Source organism: Nocardia sp. CC227C, from assembly GCF_030767025.1.
GTDB lineage: Bacteria > Actinomycetota > Actinomycetes > Mycobacteriales > Mycobacteriaceae > Nocardia.
In genome coordinates this window covers 103,265-120,991 of record NZ_JASITE010000008.1, presented here as the reverse complement: position 1 = coordinate 120,991, position 17,727 = coordinate 103,265, and the positions used below count along the sequence as shown (strand labels likewise).

Below are 17,727 nucleotides of genomic sequence, written 5' to 3'. Positions count from 1 at the left end.
CCGTCAGCTCAGGCGCTCGGAGTCGGTAGCAGTCGTCCCGGCTCTGTGCTGCCGTCCAGCAGCAACGGGCAGGAGTCGAGATGGCCACGGGCAGAAGGATCTACAGCTTTCCTGGTGGCGTCTTGGAGGCCAACGCCTACGGCGACGACGACAGCGGAGGTGTCTACCTCGAGCACTACCGGCACAGCGCCGACAACGACCACTACGACCAAAGGGCGGACATGCGCTACAAGCCGAACTGTCTCGGTTATCTGCGGACCGACGTGTCCGGGGTATCCCAACTCTGGGACGAAAGCTGCATCCGCAAGCTCGCTAGCCGGCTCGGATACGACTTCTCCGGAATGATCGTCTACGACCCCACGAACGAGCGGCCTCCGCTGGCCCGCTTGAAGGCCCAGGTGACACGCTTGGACGCCGAGGCCGTGGTTGTACCGAGTCCAGCGCACTTCGAGGGCGGGGAGATTCCGGGGACGCTGGTACGGCAGGTCGACGTAATCACGGTCAGTCCGGAGGCGACTTACGCCTGGCGGGCCATGCCCCCGCTTCGGGGTGTGACCGACCTGCCGCCCGCGCAGGCAGACGGGGCCTAGACCACGCCGGTAGCTCGGGAAGCCCGGGGAGTCGAGGTCATGACCGCATTCGGGACACCCTGAAGCGTTGCTCCACAACAAGATCCACGATGCCGACGCTGTCACTCGGTTCGTGAGCCCCCAGCCTCGCCTGGTACTGCCGTTCGATGCGTGCTACAGCCCACACGACAATCCGGCCGAACAGGTCTGGGGCGCGCTGGAGACTCCATCGACAACACCGCTGTCACCTGGCCAGGGGTAGGTTCCGGGAGATGCGCGGATTTGCGGGGAGAGGGGGATCCTTCGTGGATCCGCGTCTAGGATTTCGGGATCGTCTGGCAGGCTGGGACGGTGGCCATCAGGGCCAACGCGCTCGCCTCCTGGCTGGCGCGTTCGCTGCTCGAGGAGTCGGTAGCTGCGGCGACACCGATAGCCAGCTCCTTTGCAACCGACTGCTGTGTTGCGCCCGGCGTAGAATTCGCCTTCTGGCAGAACGATGCAAGAAATTGCTCCGGGGTCCAGTAGCCTTTTTGCGGCGAAGTGACCGTATCGGCGAGCGTTTGGACCCCACTGCGAAAGGCCAGAGCCTGAGCGGCCGATGCTGTCGTTGATGTGGTGGTCTTTCCGCCCTGAGCTGCATCATCCGAGCAGCCAGCCAGCGCCATCGCTATGAGCGCAGCAGCCAGTACGCCCTTGGTGTGCTTCACGTCTCCCCTAAAATCGAGCTCTCGCGATGGACTGTACCGCTCAGCCGCGGCGCGGGTCGAAAGATCGACTAGCCAAGGGGCACAACGCAAGCCCGAGCGAACCGCGTGTCGATCTCAGTGGACTGGACGTGCCGTGATCGCCCTGGCGGAGGCGACATGGATGCGCGCTATGGTGTAGGTCGACCAGTTTCGACCTGTCGAAGCTGAAGTTCCCGATGAACTGAGTGATCGTCGACAGGGGGTCGGTATGCGGCTGCGAGGCGTGGTCCTGCCGGACGGGGAGGTTCGCGAGCTGTGGGTGCGCGACGGCCGGATCTCGCCCGAACCGGTGCCCGGAGCCCAAACCCTGTGTGAGAACGGCTGGATCGTGCCCGGGCTGGTGGACGCGCACTGCCATGTGGGCATCCGCTACGGCGGCGGGCACGAGGATCACGACGGGGCGGTGGCCCAGGCCGAGATCGAACGCGATGCGGGGGCGCTGCTGCTGCGCGACGCCGGTTCCCCGATCGACACCCGCTTCCTCGACCAGCGTGCGGACCTGCCGGAGATCATTCGCGCCGGCCGCCATATCGCCCGCCCGAAGCGCTATATCCGCGAACTCGGCATCGAACTCGACGACGAGCGCGAGCTGCCCGAGATCGTGGCCGAACAGGCCCGGCGCGGCGACGGCTGGGTGAAGATCGTCGGTGACTGGATCGACCGCTCCGTCGGCGACCTGCGCCCGCTGTGGAGCGACGCCATCCTGAAGGAGGCCATCGCCGCCGCCCACCGGGAGGGGGCGCGGGTCACCGCCCACGTCTTCGGCGAGGACGCCCTCCACGGCCTGCTCGCCGCCGGAATCGACTGCATCGAACACGGCACCGGGCTCACCGACGACACCATCGCCGCGATGGCCGCGCACGGCACCGCCCTGGTGCCGACCCTCGTCAATATCGACACCTTCCCTGGAATCGCCGACAGCGCGAGCAGATTCCCCGTCTACGCCGCCCACATGCGCGACCTGCACCGCCGTTCCCGCGACACCGTCGCCAAGGCGCACGACGCCGGTGTCCCCGTCTACACCGGCACCGACGCGGGCGGCTCCATCCGGCACGGCCGCATCGCCGACGAGATCACCGCCCTCATGCACGCGGGCCTGTCACCCCATGACGCCCTGGGCGCGTCCTCCTGGGACGCCCGCACCTGGCTCGGCCGTCCCGGCATCGAACCCGGGGCCCCCGCCGACCTCGTCGTCTACGACCGGGACCCGCGCGCCCATCCGGAGGTTCTCGCCCACCCCGCCCGGGTGGTCCTGCGCGGTCGCGTCTACACCCGTGGCACTCCGGTCACCGGCCATCGCTGAATCTCGGGAATCCGCCCCGAACCAGAAGTGAATCATTCATGCTTCAAATGTTTGTTTCGCTCCAACCTGATGAGGTGATCACCGTGGGTTCCGTCGAAAGCCTGCTCGCAGCCGTATTGGTCGGTTTGATCGTGAAGTTCCTGACCGGCAGCGCCGACTAGCGAACGCGCACGTCACGGCCCATTGGCGGCACCGCCTCCGGTGGGCTCTCCGTGGCGGGGCGCTTGCCGAGGCCGATTTCATCGGGTCGAGCGGTGTCTGGCAGAATGAACGACCGTCCTCATCGAGGACAGTGTCAGCCCGTCTCCGGTTACGTACCGCGCGGCGGTCACAACACTCAACGCAAAACCGGGTCCACCCGCGGGGTGGACTGCTGAATTGCGGCCGTGACCACTCAGGCTGTCCTTCGGGGCGGCCGATGAACGAAAGGCGCAGCATATGGCTGTCCGCATCAAGCTGACCCGTCTGGGCAAGATTCGCAACCCGCAGTACCGCGTCGTCATCGCCGACGCGCGTACCCGCCGCGACGGCCGGGCCATCGAGAACGTCGGCAAGTACCACCCGAAGGAAGAGCCCTCGTTCATCGAGATCGACTCCGAGCGCGTGCAGTACTGGCTGAGCGTCGGCGCGCAGCCGACCGAGCCGGTGAAGCGGCTGCTGGAGATCACCGGCGACTGGCAGAAGTTCAAGGGCCTGCCGGGCGCCGAGGGCACCCTGAAGACCAAGGCGGCCAAGCCGTCCAAGCTGGACCTGTTCAACGCCGCCCTGGCCGCGGCCGACAACGAGCCGGTCACCGAGGCCGTCACCCCGAAGAAGAAGGCCGCCAAGAAGGACGAGGCCGCCGAGGCCGAGGCCACCACCGAGGCTGCCGAGTAATGAGCGCCGTTGTCGCCGATGCCGTCGAGCACCTGGTGCGCGGCATCGTCGCCAATCCCGACGACGTCCACGTCGAGCTGATCACCAGCCGACGTGGCCGGACCGTCGAGGTGCACGTGCACCCGGACGATCTGGGCAAGGTGATCGGGCGCGGCGGACGCACCGCGACCGCGCTGCGCACCCTGGTCGCCGGGATCGGCGGTAAGGGCATCCGCGTCGACGTGGTCGACACGGATCAGTAGATGGAACTGGTCGTCGGGCGGGTCGCCAAATCGCACGGGGTGCGAGGCGAACTCGTCGTGGAAGTCCGCACCGACGAACCGGAGCTGCGGTTCGCGCCCGGCAGCGTGCTGAGAGGCCGGCTGCCGCGGGCCGAGGCGACCCAGGAGTACGTGGTGGAGTCGGCCCGGGAGCACTCGGGCCGACTCCTGCTGCGTCTGGCGGGCGTCGAGGACCGCACGGCCTCGGATGCGTTGCGCGGCACGCTGTTCGTGGTGGACAGCGCCGAGCTGCCGCCCTCGGAGGATCCGGACGAGTTCTACGATCACGAACTCGAGGGGCTCACCGCCACCCTCGCGGACGGCACCGTCGTCGGCACCGTGAACGAGGTACTGCACTCCGCCGCCGGGGAACTGCTGTCGATCAAGGCGTCCGAGGCGTTCCCGCCCGCGGGCCGCGAGATTCTGGTGCCGTTCGTCATGGCCATCGTGCCGACGGTGTCGCTGGCCGAGGGCCGGATCGTCCTCGACCCGCCCGAAGGGCTGCTGGACGCGGAGTGAGCGCCATGCGTATCGACGTCGTCACCATCTTCCCCGAATACCTGGAGCCGCTGCGAACGGCCTTGCTGGGCAAGGCCGTCGAGAAGGGCATTCTCGAGGTCGGGGTGCACGATCTGCGCGACTGGACCCACGACGTGCACAAGGCCGTGGACGATTCGCCGTACGGCGGCGGCCCCGGCATGGTCATGAAACCCACGGTGTGGGGAGACGCGCTGGACGCGGTGTGCCCGGACGACGCGCTGCTCGTGGTCCCCACCCCGGCCGGTGTGCCGTTCACCCAGGCGACCGCCCGGAGATGGTCCGCCGAAAAGCATCTCGTCTTCGCCTGCGGCCGCTACGAGGGCATCGACCAGCGCGTCTTCGACGATGCCGCCCGCCGTGTCCGGGTCGAGGAGGTCAGCATCGGCGACTACGTGCTGATCGGCGGGGAGGCCGCGGTCCTGGTGATGACCGAGGCCGTCGTCCGCCTGGTTCCGGGCGTCCTGGGCAATCAGCGGTCCCACGAACAGGATTCGTTCTCCGACGGCCTGCTGGAGGGGCCCAGCTACACCCGCCCGGTCTCCTGGCGCGGTCTGGACGTCCCCGACGTCCTGCTCTCGGGCAATCACGCCAAGATCGACGCCTGGCGGCGCGAGCAGTCCCTGCGGCGCACCCGGGAGCGTCGTCCGGATCTGCTGCCGCCGGACTGACGCACAGCCGCGCCGTCGTTCGTGCCGCCGCGGCGCTTCGGGAGTGGCACCTCGATGCGCTGTCACCCGCCGCGGGTAGTGTCTGCGGGCGTGACGACAGCCTCCGAAACCGTCAACGCAGACAGCACCGGAACTCCGAGCACCGTCGGGCCGGCGAGCGTGAGCCGCCGGATCGCCGATGAGCTGGGAGTGCGGGACGAGCAGGTCCGTGCCGCAGTCGAACTACTCGACGGCGGATCGACCGTGCCGTTCGTCGCGCGCTACCGCAAGGAGGTCACCGGCGGACTCGATGACGCGCAGCTGCGACAGCTCGACGAACGCCTGCACTACCTGCGCGAGCTCGACGAGCGCCGGGCGTCGATCATCGAATCCATTCGCGGCCAGGGCAAATTGGATGCCGAGCTGCACGCGCAGCTCATGCTCGCCGAGACCAAGGCGCGGCTCGAGGACATCTACCTGCCGTACAAACCCAAGCGGCGCACCAAGGCGCAGATCGCCCGGGAGGCCGGGCACGAGCCGGTGGCCGACGCGCTGCTGACCGATCCGACCACCGACCCCGCCCGGTACACCGCGGAACAGCTCGACGGCGCCCGCGCCATTCTGGTGGAACGCTTCGCCGAGGACGCCGACCTGGTCGGTGAACTGCGGGAACTCATGTGGAGCCGGGGGCGGATCACCTCCACCGTGCGCGCGGGCAAGGAGGAGGCGGGCGCGAAGTTCGCCGACTACTTCGATTTCAGCGAACCGTTCGAGAAGCTGCCCTCGCACCGGATTCTGGCGCTGCTGCGCGGGGAGAAGGAAGAGGTGCTCACCCTGCACCTCGAACCGGATACGGAAGAGCCGGAGCCGGGTGAACGCACCGTGTACGAGGGCCGGATCGCGCACAAGTTCGGCATCGCCGATCAGGGCCGCGCCGCCGATTCCTGGCTGCTGGACACCGTGCGCTGGGCGTGGCGCACCAAACTCCAGGTGAGCCTGGGCATCGACACCCGGATGCGGTTGCGGCAGTCCGCCGAACGCGATGCCGTGGACGTGTTCGCCGCCAATCTGCGCGATCTGCTGCTGGCCGCGCCCGCGGGCACCCGCACCACCATGGGCCTGGATCCGGGCTACCGCACCGGCGTCAAGGTGGCCGTGGTGGACGCCACCGGCAAGGTGGTCGCCACCGAGGTCGTCTACCCGCACAAGCCGCAGGGCCAGACCGAGAAGTCCCTCGCCGTGCTGGGCGCACTGGTCGCCCGCTTCGGGGTGGAGCTCATCGCCATCGGCAACGGCACCGCCTCCCGGGAGACCGATGCGCTTGCCGCCGAACTGATCTCGCGCATTCCGGAGAACAAGCCCACCAAGATCGTCGTCTCCGAGGCGGGCGCGTCGGTGTACTCGGCGTCGGCGTACGCCACCCAGGAACTGCCCGAGCTCGATGTGTCGCTGCGCGGCGCGGTCTCCATCGCCCGCCGCCTCCAGGACCCGCTGGCGGAGCTGGTGAAGATCGACCCGAAGTCCATCGGCGTCGGCCAGTACCAGCATGATGTGTCCGAAACCCTGCTGGCCCGCTCGCTGGGCGCGGTGGTCGAGGACGCGGTGAACGCGGTCGGCGTGGATGTCAACACGGCGTCGGTGCCGCTGTTGTCGCGGGTGTCCGGTATCGCCGCCTCGTTGGCGGAAAGCATCGTGGCCCACCGCGACCAGAACGGACCGTTCCGCAGCCGGGCCGCGCTCAAGGACGTGCCGCGCCTGGGCCCCAAGGCTTTCGAGCAGTGCGCGGGCTTCCTGCGCATCCGCGGCGGCGAGGATCCGCTCGACACCTCCGCGGTGCACCCGGAGGCGTACCCGGTGGTGCGGCGCATTCTCGACTCCACCGGTCGCGGTATGGCCGAGTTGATCGGCAACACCACGGTGCTGCGCGCACTGCGGCCCGCCGAGTTCACCGACGAGAAGTTCGGCGTACCCACCGTCACCGACATCATCGCCGAACTCGAGAAGCCCGGCCGCGATCCGCGCCCGGAGTTCAAGACCGCCGAATTCGCCGCCGGCATCGAGAAGGTCGCCGATCTGAAGCCGGGCATGGTGCTCGAAGGCGTGGTCACCAATGTGGCCGCCTTCGGCGCGTTCGTGGACGTCGGCGTGCATCAGGACGGCCTGGTGCACGTCTCGGCCATGTCGCACAACTTCGTCAAGGATCCGCGCGAGGTCGTCAAATCCGGCGACGTGGTGAAGGTCAAGGTGCTCGAGGTGGATGTGCAGCGCCAGCGCATCGGCCTGTCCCTGCGTCTCGACGACGAGCCGGGCCAGACCAAGCAGGCCGACGGCGGACGTCCGCGCGGGCAGGGCCAGCGCGGGTCGAACGGCGGCGGCCGCCCGCAGCAGCGCGGCGGCGGGCAGGGCGGCAACCGCAGCGGCCAGGGGCGCGGCGGTCAGGACCGCCGCAACCAGCCCGCGCCGAGCGGTGCCATGGCGGATGCCCTGCGCCGCGCGGGATTCGGCAAGTAGAGCGCGTCCGACCAGCGGTCGAGGACCGAGAACCGTGCTCGCCGACCCGGCGTCGCCTCGACGCCGGGTCGGCGAGCCAATGTCGCGCCCGCACGGGCTCCGCGACGGCCACACGGTATCGCCGCCGCGATACGGATACCGCACGGGCGGCCGAGCGGATCCGCTCCCGCGTTGCTGGCCGGTGGCTCGTGACCGCTGCACAATGGTCAGGGCGGTCCGGTGCTCGGCGGCCGAACGGATCGTGACGACGCGTACCGTCGGCGGTCGCACACGGTGGGCACGGAGCGGAGAGTCAGCGGGCTGATGGACGGAATGCGGCGGTGGCTCGATGATGTCGTGATCCCGAACGGACGGTTGCCGCTGCTGTGCCTGCTGTTCGGGTTCATGCTCGGGTTCGTGCTGATCCGCGTCAGCGTCCGGCTGATCCGCGCGAAGGTGCGGTGGTGGCCGGGGAACGTGCGGGCCGGGGACACCCACATCCACCACATGGTGTTCGGCGTGATCATGGTGCTCGCCTCCGGGGTCGGCATGATCACCATGTACCAGAGCGGCGTCGGCACCATCAGCGCGCTGGCGGCGGTGTTCGGTGTCGGCGCGGCGCTGGTGTTGGACGAGTTCGCGCTCATCTACTACCTGCGGGACGTGTACTGGGAGGAGCAGGGGCGCACCTCCGTGGACGCGGTCTTCGTCGCCGTGGCGGTGACCGCGCTGCTGTTGCTCGGCTTCCATCCGCTGTGGCTGCTGGACCTCAACGACGTCCGGCACGAGCCCGGTACGCCGGCGCGGGTGCTGGTCGGCGTGTTCGCCATCACGAATCTGCTGCTCGCGGCCATCGTCATCGCCAAGGGCAAGATCTGGACCGGCCTGTTCGGCATGTTCTTCCCGCCGCTGCTGGTCATCGGCTGGCTGCGACTGGCCCGGCCCGGATCGCCGTGGGCGCGCTGGCGCTACGGTTCCCGGCCGAAGACCATGCGGCGCGCCATCATTCGCGAGCGGCGGTACCGGCGGCCGGTCATCCAGGCCAAGATCTTCGTACAGGACCTCATCGCCGGGAAGCCGGATCTCGTCCATGTGCGGCAGGCCACCGAGGAGGAGTTGGAGCACACGGTGCTCCCGGCCCCGTCCGCGCCGCCGCCGACGCACCGGCTCGGTAGCCGGAAGATGGCCGACTGAGGCGGCGGGCCGCGCCGTCCGCGCCGCAGCGGACGGCAGTGACGAAGGCAACCCGATTACCGGGGCGGTCCGGCCGTCTGGCACAATGCTCAGGTTGCCTTGGGCGCATCGCGCCCGACGCACCGCCCAATTATCCGGAGTACGAACCGGTCGAGCGCGACCAGTGCCGCCAGGTTCCTCTGCTCGCGCGAACTTCCAAAGGACGGACATGAACACCCTCGACTTCGTCGACGAAAAGTCGCTGCGCAGCGATATCCCCGAGTTCCGCCCGGGTGACACCGTGAATGTGCACGTGAAGGTCATCGAAGGCAACAAGGAGCGTATCCAGGTCTTCAAGGGCGTCGTCATCCGGCGTCAGAACGGCGGCATCCGCGAGACCTTCACCGTGCGCAAGGTGTCGTTCGGCGTCGGCGTGGAGCGCACCTTCCCGGTGCACAGCCCCAACCTCGACAAGATCGAGGTCGTGACCCGCGGTGACGTGCGTCGCGCCAAGCTGTACTACCTGCGCGACCTGCGCGGCAAGGCCGCCAAGATCAAGGAAAAGCGCTGAGGTAGCGTTCTCGAGCGGCCGCAACGGCTCGCACCGGAACTGCCGAGTAGCCCGGCCCCGCACGGTTCGTCGCGGTGCCGGGCTACTCTGTTCCGCGTGGCAGACGAGAGCGACTCGGTGAACCTTTCCCCCGACGACGGACGGCCCGAGGGCCGGTCGTCGCGGAAGGGGAAGAAGGAGAAGAAGCAGCGGCCGTTCTGGCAGGAACTGCCGCTGCTCATCGGTATCGCGGCCATTATCGCCGCCGTGGTCGTGACCTTCATCGGTCGCCCCTACGTCATCCCCTCGCAGTCCATGGAGCCGACGCTGCACGGCCGCAACGGCACCGGCGACCGGATCTACGTGCAGAAGCTGAGCTACTACTGGAGCGATCCCAAGCCCGGTGACGTGGTGGTCTTCGTCGGTCCGACCGACTCGTGGAACAAGAACTACCGGTCGATCCGCTCCGAGAACACCGTGGTGCGCGGGGTGCAGAACTTCTTCTCCATCTTCGGGCTGGTGCCGCCGGATGAGAACGACCTGGTCAAGCGGGTGATCGCGGTGGGCGGGCAGACCGTGCAGTGCTGTGACGAGCAGGGCCGGGTAATCGTGGACGGCAAGCCGCTGGACGAGCCCTACGCGCAATACCTGTATCCCTATGTGCCCGGCCTGCCCTATCAGGACAGTCGTGCCCAGGGGCGGGAATTCGGACCCGTCACCGTGCCGGAGGGCAATCTGTGGGTGATGGGCGACAACCGCAACGAATCGGCCGATTCCCGCGCCCATATGGACGACGAGCTGGACGGCACCGTGCCGATCGACGACGTGCGCGGCAAGGCGGTGGTCAAGATCTGGCCCCTGAGCCATATCGGACTCATCCGCTCGCAGAACCCCCAGACCAACTGAACACGGAGAGATAATCGACCGGTGGGGACTTCGGGCAATGGCGCGGCCCAGGGTGCCGCGCGAAACGGTGTGCGCAAGTCCGCCGCTGCACGGGCCGGTGGCGGGACGACTTCCAAGAACGCGAAGGCGCAGAGCGGCAAGAAGATTCGCTGGGAGGGCGGTGACTGGCCGCCGCGGGTGGTGATGCGCCGGGCCGGTGGGCTACGCACCCTGGAATCGGCGTTGATCCGCGGCGGCCTGGGTCCGGTCGCCGGGGTGGACGAGGCCGGGCGCGGTCCCTCCGCCGGACCGCTGGTGGTCGCCGCCTGCCTGCTCCCGCCCAAACCGCTGCCCGCCCTGGCCGGACTCGACGACTCCAAGAAACTCACCGAAGGGGTGCGGGAGGAGCTGTTCCCGGTCATCCAGCGGGTGGCGCTGGCGTGGCGGGTGGTGGTGATCCCGGCCTGGGAGATCGACGCCATCGGCATCCACGTGGCGAATATCGAGGGTATGCGCCGCGCGGTGGCCGGATTGGATCCCGCGCCCGGGTACGTGCTCTCCGACGGGTTCCGGGTGCCCGGCCTGCCCGTTCCCTCGCTGCCGGTGATCGGCGGCGACGCCACGTCGGCCTGTATCGCGGCGGCCAGTGTGCTGGCCAAGGTCACGCGCGACCGCATGATGGTGGAATTGGACGAGCAGTTCCCGGGGTACGGTTTCGCCGCCCACAAGGGCTACAACACCACCGAGCACACCGAGGCGCTGAACCGGCTCGGACCCACCTGCGAGCACCGTCGATCGTGGCGAAACGTACGAGAGACCGGCCGGGTGGCTACCGATACCGCGTATGCGGGATGATGTTCTGATAAGCCAGTGTGGCCAGTGTGGCGAGAAGGAGGATTTTCCACCCGATGAGCGCCGAGGATCTCGAGAAGTACGAAACCGAGATGGAACTCTCGCTGTACCGCGAGTACAAGGACATCGTCGGCCAGTTCTCGTACGTGGTGGAGACCGAGCGCCGCTTCTACCTCGCCAACTCGGTCGAGTTGCGGCCGCAGAACGCGGACGGCGAGGTGTACTTCGAGGTGCGGATGTCCGATGCGTGGGTCTGGGATATGTACCGTCCCGCCCGCTTCGTGAAGCATGTTCGAGTCATCACCTTCAAGGACGTGAATATCGAGGAGCTGGAGAAACCCGACCTGCGGCTGCCTGAGTAGGCGGTCCGGAGGCCCGGTTGTCCACAACCCGGCCGACTATCCCCAGACTTTCTGTTTTCCCAGCTCGGCGTGGGCGGGACCATCGCGGTCCCGCCCACGCTGGTCGTATGGCACAGAAACCGGCGGCACGGCATCCGGCGCTCGAGGGCGCGCACACTCCGACACTGCTCCCGGCCGCGGACGCGCGGGACGGTGGGCCGCGCGGTCGAGCTCTACGCGGCGGATCGCACGGTCGGGTTCTCGGTGGTGGGCTGCATGATGAGGGTCCCGGTGGCGGGCCCCGTGATCGGGTTCCCGGTGGCGGGCCGCACGGTCGGATTGTCGGCGGCGATTCGCGTGACCAGGGTTCCGGTGGTGAGTCGCCCGATCGAGTTCTGGACGGTGCGCCACATAATCAGGCGCTGGGCGCGTGGGGTGAGGAGCTGGCGGCGCGGTACCTGCGGGCGGCGGGTATGGAGGTGCTCGACCGGAACTGGCGGTGTCGCTACGGCGAGCTCGACCTGATCGTGCGTGATGCGGACGTCACGGTCTTCGTCGAGGTGAAGGCGCGCAGCGGGACCGGCTTCGGGCTGCCCGCCGAGGCGGTGACCTTCACCAAGCAGCGGCGCATCCGGCAGCTCGCGCTGCTGTGGCTGCGGGAGCAGGCCGGGCCGTGGCTGCGGGTCCGCTTCGACGTGGTCGCCGTGCTGCTGCCGCCCGGTGGGGAGCCGGAGATCACACATCTGCCGGGGGTGTTCTGATGCCGCTGGGGCGGGCGTACTCGGTGGCGGTCTCGGGGGTGGACGGGCAGCTGGTCGAGATCGAGGCCGATATCGGGCAGGGGCTGCCGTCCCTGCACCTGGTCGGGCGGCCCGACACCACCCTGCAGGAGTCGCGGGACCGGGTGCGGGCGGCGGTCACCAACTCGGGGGAGCGGTGGCCCGACGGGCGGGTGGTGCTCGCGCTGTCCCCGGCGACGCTGCCCAAGGTCGGCAGCGTCTACGACCTGGCGCTGGCCACTGCGGTCCTGGACGCGGCGGGCGCGGTGCCGGTCGATCGGCTCGCGAAGGCGGTGCTGCTGGGTGAGCTCGCCCTCGACGGCCGGGTGCGGCGGGTGCGGGGCGTCCTGCCCGCCGTACTGGCCGCGCGGACCGCCGGACGCTCCACGGTGGTGGTGCCCATGGCGGCGCTGCCCGAGGCCGGGCTGGTGGACGGCATCGAGGTCCTGGGCGCGCCGACCCTGCGCGCACTGCTGGACTGGCTGCGCGGCGACGGCGATCTGTTCGCGCCCGACCGGGTGCAGCCCGCGCCGGCCTGGGCCGGTGGTGACCTCACCGAGGTGGTCGGCCAGGACGAGGCGCGGTGGGCGCTGGAGGTGGCCGCCGCGGGCGGACACCATCTGCTGCTCACCGGTCCACCCGGCATCGGCAAAACCATGCTGGCCCAGCGTCTTCCAGGGCTGCTGCCACCGCTGAGCGAACGCGAATCCCTCGAGGTGACGGCCATCCACTCGGTGGCGGGCACGCTGTCGGGCAATCACCCCCTGATCACCGTCGCCCCCTTCGTGGCCCCGCACCATTCGTCCTCGGTGAGCGCGATGGTGGGCGGCGGGTCGCCTTCGGCCCGGCCCGGGGCGGTCAGCCGGGCGCACCGCGGAATCCTGTTCCTCGATGAGTGCGCGGAGGTCTCCAAGGCCGTACTGGAAGCTCTCCGCACGCCCCTGGAGGAAGGTGAGGTGCGCATCGCCCGGCGCGACGGGGTGGCGCGCTTCCCCGCACGGTTCCAGCTGATCCTCGCCGCCAACCCCTGCCCGTGCGCTCCGGCCCGGGATATCGACTGCATCTGCGCACCGCTGGCCCGCCGCCGCTATCTGGGGAAACTGTCCGGTCCGCTGATGGACCGCATCGACCTGTGGGTCCAGATGCACGCGCAGGCGGCGGGCGCGTTCAGCGGTGACAAGGCCGAGAGCAGCGAAACCGTGCGCGCTCGCGTCACCGCCGCCCGCGAGATCGCGGCCTGTCGCTGGAAGGAGGTCGGCTGGTCGGTCAATGCCGAGGTGCCGGGACATATTCTCCGGCAACGCTTCCGCTTGCCCCGCGAGGCGCTGGCCCCGGTGGAGAACGCCCTCAAACACGGCCGCATGTCCGCACGCGGTGCGGACCGTGCCATCCGGGTCGCCTGGACCATCTGCGACCTGCGCGGCGGCGAGGTACCCACCGCACAGGATGTCTTGCAGGCATTGACCTTTCGCCAGCGGGGAAGCTCATGAGCGAGCAGCTGCCCAGGCCCCTGCCCGAGCCCGTGCGCGCACAGCGCTCGAAGTCGCCGGTCGTGGCTCCGCCGCCGGTCGTGACGCCGCCTTTCGTGACGCCGTTGATGGCGGTGTCGCCGCCGGATTCGGACGCAGGTGCGAGTACGAGCGCGGATATGACCGATTCGAGTGCGAGTTCGACCGGTACGAGTATGGGCACGGGTATCCCGCTCGCGGGCACCGGCGTTCCGCGCGCGGGCGCGGAGGGCGCGTGCGCGGAAGATCCGGGCTCGGGCACGGTTGGCCCGTGCACGGGGGCGGGCGGTTCAGCTACGCATGTGGCCGCAGCGGGCACGAATTCGGCCGATTCGAAAACGGGTGTCGCTGAACCGGTTACGAGTGTCGCTGAGGCGGGTGCGTGTGTCGCTGAGGCGGGTGCGTGTGCCGTCGATGCGGGTACGCGCAGCGGCGATTCGAGGGCGAGATCGGACTCTCGTCGGGTCCGTGCGCCGGAGATTCGGGGTGTCGCGCTCGCGTGTCGAGACGTGATGTCCGGTAGGTGCGCGTCCGGCGGGGCGGGCGCGCCGCCGGACGCCGAAACCGCTGTCTCCGACGGCGATCCGGATGCGCGTCGGCTGGCGTGGGTGTACCTGTCGCGCGTTGTCGAAGGGCCGTGCGCGCCGCTGTCGGCGCTGATCGAATCGGTCGGGGTGGTGGAGGCCGCGCGGGCGGTGCGGGAATGCGCGTTGCCGGACACCTTGCGGGGGCCGACCGAGTCGCGTCGGGGAATCGACAGGGCCGAACAGGATCTGGCGTTCATGGAGCGCATCGGCGGGCGGGTGGTGACACCCGACGACGCCGAGTGGCCCGCGTGGCGGGTGCTGGGGTTGAGCCAGCTCGATCCCGGTGCGGACGAGGGCGGCTCGGTGCCGCTGGTGCTGTGGGTGCGCGGCCCGCGGGCACTGGCGGAGTGCACGGAACAGGCGGTGGCGGTGGTGGGCGCGCGGTGCAGCACCGGATACGGCAACCAGGTCACGGGTGAGATCGCCGGGGAACTGGCCGCACGGGGCTGGACCATCGTCTCGGGCGCTGCCTTCGGCATCGACGGCATGGCGCATCGGGCCGCGCTGGCGGCCGGGGGCGTCACGGTCGCGGTGCTGGCCTGCGGCGTCGACCGCCCGTACCCCGTGCAGCACGACCGGCTGCTCGCCGAGATCGCCGACACCGGGCTGGTGGTCAGCGAGTATCCGCCCGGCGTCACCGCGCGCAAGCACTACTTCCTCGCCCGCAACCGGCTCATCGCCGCCCTGGCCGACGGCGTGGTGGTGGTCGAGGCGGGCCTCCGGAGCGGAGCCCGCAATACGGTGAAGTGGGCGCGTCGCCTCGGCCGCCCCGCCCTGGCCGTACCCGGCCCGGTGACCTCGGCGGCCTCGGTCGGCTGCCACCGCATGATCCGCGAGGGCGAGGTATCGCTCACCACCGGCGCGGAGGATGTCATCGACGAGGTGGGCCCGCTCCGGCTCTCCCTGCCGGGCAGTGTCCCGCCGAACCCGGAGGACAACCTGACCGGCGACGAGGCCGCCGTCTACACAGCCCTGCCGCCGAGAGGCTCCCGCCTGCCCCGGCTGCTGACCGAACACACCGGCCTACCCATGCCCACCGTCCGTGCCGCCCTGTGCGCTCTGGAACTGGCGGGCTTGGTCTCCTGCGATGAGAACGGCTGGTACCGCATCGCCCCCGCCGCACACCCGTGAATGCGCCACTCGTGTTCCGGGCGCCCGGCAAGACGAGATCGCCGCACCGCCCAGGGAAAGCGCGCCGACACGAGACCCGCGCGGGCCTTCCGACCGTTGGTGCAGCGTTCGCCCAGATCGGTGGTGTGTTCCCTGGTCGGCGGTGCGTTCACCGGTTGGCGGGGTCCCGGGCGTGTGTGCATCCGCCGGGGTGTCGAGGTGTTGGGCGAAGTCTTCATCGAGTTGCCGGGCGGCGGGTCCGCATCATGGCTGGGCCGCGGCGGTGGCGGCGGGTCGCCATGGGCAACCCAGCGGGAACCTCGGGCTGACCGGCTGGCCATCGTCTCTCCGTCTCCCATGCCGACGAGGTGGGCGGAGTTGAGTGTGTGTCCGCGGGTGGGCGGTGTGCCGGGCGAGTGTCTGCGGGTCGGCGGTGCGCCGGGCGTGTGCCCACCGTACGGCGGCGTACCGGGTGTCACCCGGTGGTGGCGTTCCGGGGCGGGTGCTATCGGCTGGTGAGACGTTGCCTGGTCTCGGTAGGGGTTGGTCGTCGCAGCGCCGTGCGGGCGCGGTCCTATGACCGGGGTGCTGCCGGTGGGGCTCGCGGGGCGAGTGTGCGGTGGTGCGGCGCGTCGCGGGTGGGAGTGGTCCGGGGGAGAGGGAATCATGGGGGTATGAGTGGTCTGCCCGAGGATTTGGAAGCGCTGCTGGTGGAGTACGGGCGGCATCTGCGGTTGGGGCGGAACCGGTCGGAGCATACGGCGCGGGCCTATGTGGGGGATGCGCGGTCGCTGCTGGAGCATCTGGTGCGGGGGTCGGCCGACTCCGGGGTGGGTGAGGTGGACGTGGCGCTGTTGCGGTCGTGGTTGAGCGCGCAGGCGGCCACGGGGGCGGCGCGGACCACCTTGGCGCGGCGGGCGTCCTCGGCGCGGACGTTCACCGCGTGGCTGACCCACACGGGACGGCTGGCGGTCGACCCGGGGCCGCGACTGGGGTCGGCCCGCGCGCATCGGGTGCTGCCCGCCGTCCTGGGACGCGAGCAGGCGCGTGCGGCCATGGACGCGGCGGAATCCGGTGCGGCGCAGGAGGACCCGCTCGCGCTGCGGGACCGGCTGATCGTGGAGTTGCTGTACGCCACCGGGATTCGGGTGGGTGAGCTGTGCGGGCTGGACGTCGACGACGTGGATCGGGAACGCCGGCTGGTGCGGGTGCTGGGCAAGGGCAACAAAGAACGGTCGGTGCCCTTCGGCGGCCCGGCCGACACCGCGCTGGAGAACTGGCTGCGGCGGGGCCGCCCCGCCCTGGCCACCGCCGCGTCCGGCCGTGCCCTGCTGCTCGGCCGCCGTGGCCGCCGCATCGACCAGCGCCAGGCCAGAACGGTTGTGCACGAGGTGATCTCGGCCATTCCGGGAGCTCCCGACATGGGCCCGCACGGCCTGCGGCACACCGCCGCCACCCACCTGCTGGAAGGCGGCGCGGATCTGCGCATCGTCCAGGAACTCCTCGGCCACGCCAGCATGGCCACCACACAGCTCTACACCCACGTCTCCATCGACCGTCTGAAGAAGGTGCACGACCAAGCCCATCCGCGTGCCTGAGCGGCGCTGTGATCCATCCCTCACCGCTGTATCGCGACCGTATCGGCGAACTATCGTCAGCCAGGCGTATGGTTTGTTAGGTAATCCTAATACGGAGGTGATTCACTTGGCTCGTCCCGCACGTCCCCGAACGAAACTCGTTGTCCAGAGCACCACCCGGCTCACCGACCACATGATTCGCGTACACCTCGGCGGACCCGGATTCGCGTCGTTCCAGCCCAACGACTTCACCGACGCCTACGTCAAACTCCTGTTCCCGGGCGAGGACGGCGAGACCATGCGCACCTACACCGTGCGCTCGGTCGACCCGCAGGCCCAGCAGATCGCCATCGACTTCGTCTACCACGGCGATGAGGGCGTGGCCGGCCCCTGGGCGGCGGCAGCCCGGCCCGGCGACGTCATCGAGATGTTCGGACCGGGTGGCGCGTACGCCCCGCGCCCCGACGCCGACTGGCATCTGCTGGCCGGTGACGAATCCGCACTGCCCGCCATCGCGGCGGCCTGCGCGGCCATGCCCGCCTCGGCCGTCGGCCGGGTCTTCGTGGAAATCGCCGGTCCCGCCGACGAACTCGACTTCGAACGCCCCGAGGGTGTTCGCCTCACCTGGATCCACCGTGGCACGACCGCGCCGGGGGAGAAGCTGGTGGCGGCCGTGCGCGCGGAGCCGTGGCTCGACGGGCAGGTGCAGGTGTTCATCCACGGCGAGGCGCAGGCCGTCATGCATCAGCTGCGGCCCTATATCCGCAAGGAGCGGGGCGTCTCCGCGCAGTGGGCGTCCTCCATCTCCGGCTACTGGCGGCGCGGCCGCACCGAAGAGGGCTTCCGCCAGTGGAAATCCGATCTGGCCGAGCGCGAACAGGCCGGGGCCGCCGCGGCGGCCCGGTAGCGGCCGTGGCGGTTGCGGTAAATTAGC

18 protein-coding genes are annotated in these 17,727 nt (G+C 69.7%); 17 read left to right on the top strand and 1 reads right to left on the bottom strand.

The window, feature by feature from the left end:
* The first annotated feature begins 80 nt into the window (after positions 1-80).
* The gene (locus QMO76_RS18005; RefSeq protein WP_306362466.1) at positions 81-590 is read left to right on the top strand and encodes a hypothetical protein; all 510 of its coding nucleotides are present in this window, start codon (positions 81-83) and stop codon (positions 588-590) included.
* Positions 591-886: 296 nt separating this feature from the next.
* Here the strand turns inward: QMO76_RS18005 and QMO76_RS18000 are convergent, their stop codons facing one another.
* Positions 887-1,276, bottom strand: coding sequence for a hypothetical protein (locus QMO76_RS18000; RefSeq protein WP_306362465.1), 390 nt, complete (start codon positions 1,274-1,276; stop codon positions 887-889).
* Between the two features lie 247 nt (positions 1,277-1,523).
* On the opposite strand from QMO76_RS18000, the gene QMO76_RS17995 reads away from it, so the two are divergent.
* From QMO76_RS17995 to QMO76_RS17920, 16 genes are all read left to right on the top strand, one after another.
* A complete protein-coding gene (locus tag QMO76_RS17995) occupies positions 1,524-2,618 on the top strand; it encodes an amidohydrolase family protein (protein WP_306362464.1) in 1,095 nt (364 codons plus the stop codon).
* Positions 2,619-3,056: 438 nt separating this feature from the next.
* A complete protein-coding gene (gene rpsP, locus QMO76_RS17990; protein ID WP_306362463.1) occupies positions 3,057-3,494 on the top strand; it encodes a 30S ribosomal protein S16 in 438 nt (145 codons plus the stop codon).
* On the top strand, positions 3,494-3,736 hold the full coding sequence (locus QMO76_RS17985; protein WP_029930032.1) for an RNA-binding protein: 243 nt from the start codon (positions 3,494-3,496) through the stop codon (positions 3,734-3,736). The genes rpsP and QMO76_RS17985 overlap by 1 nt, the downstream gene beginning before the upstream one ends.
* A complete protein-coding gene (gene rimM / locus QMO76_RS17980) occupies positions 3,737-4,273 on the top strand; it encodes a ribosome maturation factor RimM (protein WP_306362462.1) in 537 nt (178 codons plus the stop codon).
* Positions 4,274-4,278: 5 nt separating this feature from the next.
* Complete coding sequence (gene trmD, locus QMO76_RS17975) at positions 4,279-4,962, top strand: tRNA (guanosine(37)-N1)-methyltransferase TrmD (protein ID WP_306362461.1); 684 nt, start codon at positions 4,279-4,281, stop codon at positions 4,960-4,962.
* A gap of 90 nt (positions 4,963-5,052) precedes the next feature.
* The gene (locus QMO76_RS17970; protein ID WP_306362460.1) at positions 5,053-7,452 is read left to right on the top strand and encodes a Tex family protein; all 2,400 of its coding nucleotides are present in this window, start codon (positions 5,053-5,055) and stop codon (positions 7,450-7,452) included.
* Between the two features lie 312 nt (positions 7,453-7,764).
* Positions 7,765-8,625, top strand: coding sequence for a hypothetical protein (locus tag QMO76_RS17965; protein ID WP_306362690.1), 861 nt, complete (start codon positions 7,765-7,767; stop codon positions 8,623-8,625).
* 208 nt (positions 8,626-8,833) lie between these two features.
* Complete coding sequence (rplS, locus tag QMO76_RS17960; RefSeq protein WP_029930025.1) at positions 8,834-9,175, top strand: 50S ribosomal protein L19; 342 nt, start codon at positions 8,834-8,836, stop codon at positions 9,173-9,175.
* A 96-nt stretch (positions 9,176-9,271) separates the two neighbouring features.
* Positions 9,272-10,060 (top strand): signal peptidase I, encoded by a 789-nt coding sequence (gene lepB / locus QMO76_RS17955; protein WP_306362459.1) that lies wholly within the window; start codon positions 9,272-9,274, stop codon positions 10,058-10,060.
* Between the two features lie 144 nt (positions 10,061-10,204).
* Positions 10,205-10,894: a ribonuclease HII gene (locus tag QMO76_RS17950; RefSeq protein ID WP_306362689.1), complete on the top strand. Its 690-nt coding sequence runs from the start codon at positions 10,205-10,207 to the stop codon at positions 10,892-10,894.
* Between the two features lie 53 nt (positions 10,895-10,947).
* Positions 10,948-11,253, top strand: coding sequence for a DUF2469 domain-containing protein (locus QMO76_RS17945; protein WP_011210678.1), 306 nt, complete (start codon positions 10,948-10,950; stop codon positions 11,251-11,253).
* 374 nt (positions 11,254-11,627) lie between these two features.
* Entirely contained in the window at positions 11,628-11,993 is a 366-nt protein-coding gene (locus QMO76_RS17940; protein WP_306362688.1) for a YraN family protein, read from the top strand.
* On the top strand, positions 11,993-13,501 hold the full coding sequence (locus tag QMO76_RS17935) for a YifB family Mg chelatase-like AAA ATPase (RefSeq protein WP_306362458.1): 1,509 nt from the start codon (positions 11,993-11,995) through the stop codon (positions 13,499-13,501). The genes QMO76_RS17940 and QMO76_RS17935 overlap by 1 nt, the downstream gene beginning before the upstream one ends.
* 530 nt (positions 13,502-14,031) lie before the next feature.
* Entirely contained in the window at positions 14,032-15,237 is a 1,206-nt protein-coding gene (gene dprA / locus QMO76_RS17930; protein ID WP_306362687.1) for a DNA-processing protein DprA, read from the top strand.
* A gap of 653 nt (positions 15,238-15,890) precedes the next feature.
* On the top strand, positions 15,891-16,814 hold the full coding sequence (locus QMO76_RS17925; RefSeq protein WP_306362457.1) for a tyrosine recombinase XerC: 924 nt from the start codon (positions 15,891-15,893) through the stop codon (positions 16,812-16,814).
* Between the two features lie 106 nt (positions 16,815-16,920).
* Entirely contained in the window at positions 16,921-17,700 is a 780-nt protein-coding gene (locus QMO76_RS17920) for a siderophore-interacting protein (protein WP_306362456.1), read from the top strand.
* The last annotated feature ends 27 nt before the right edge of the window (positions 17,701-17,727 follow it).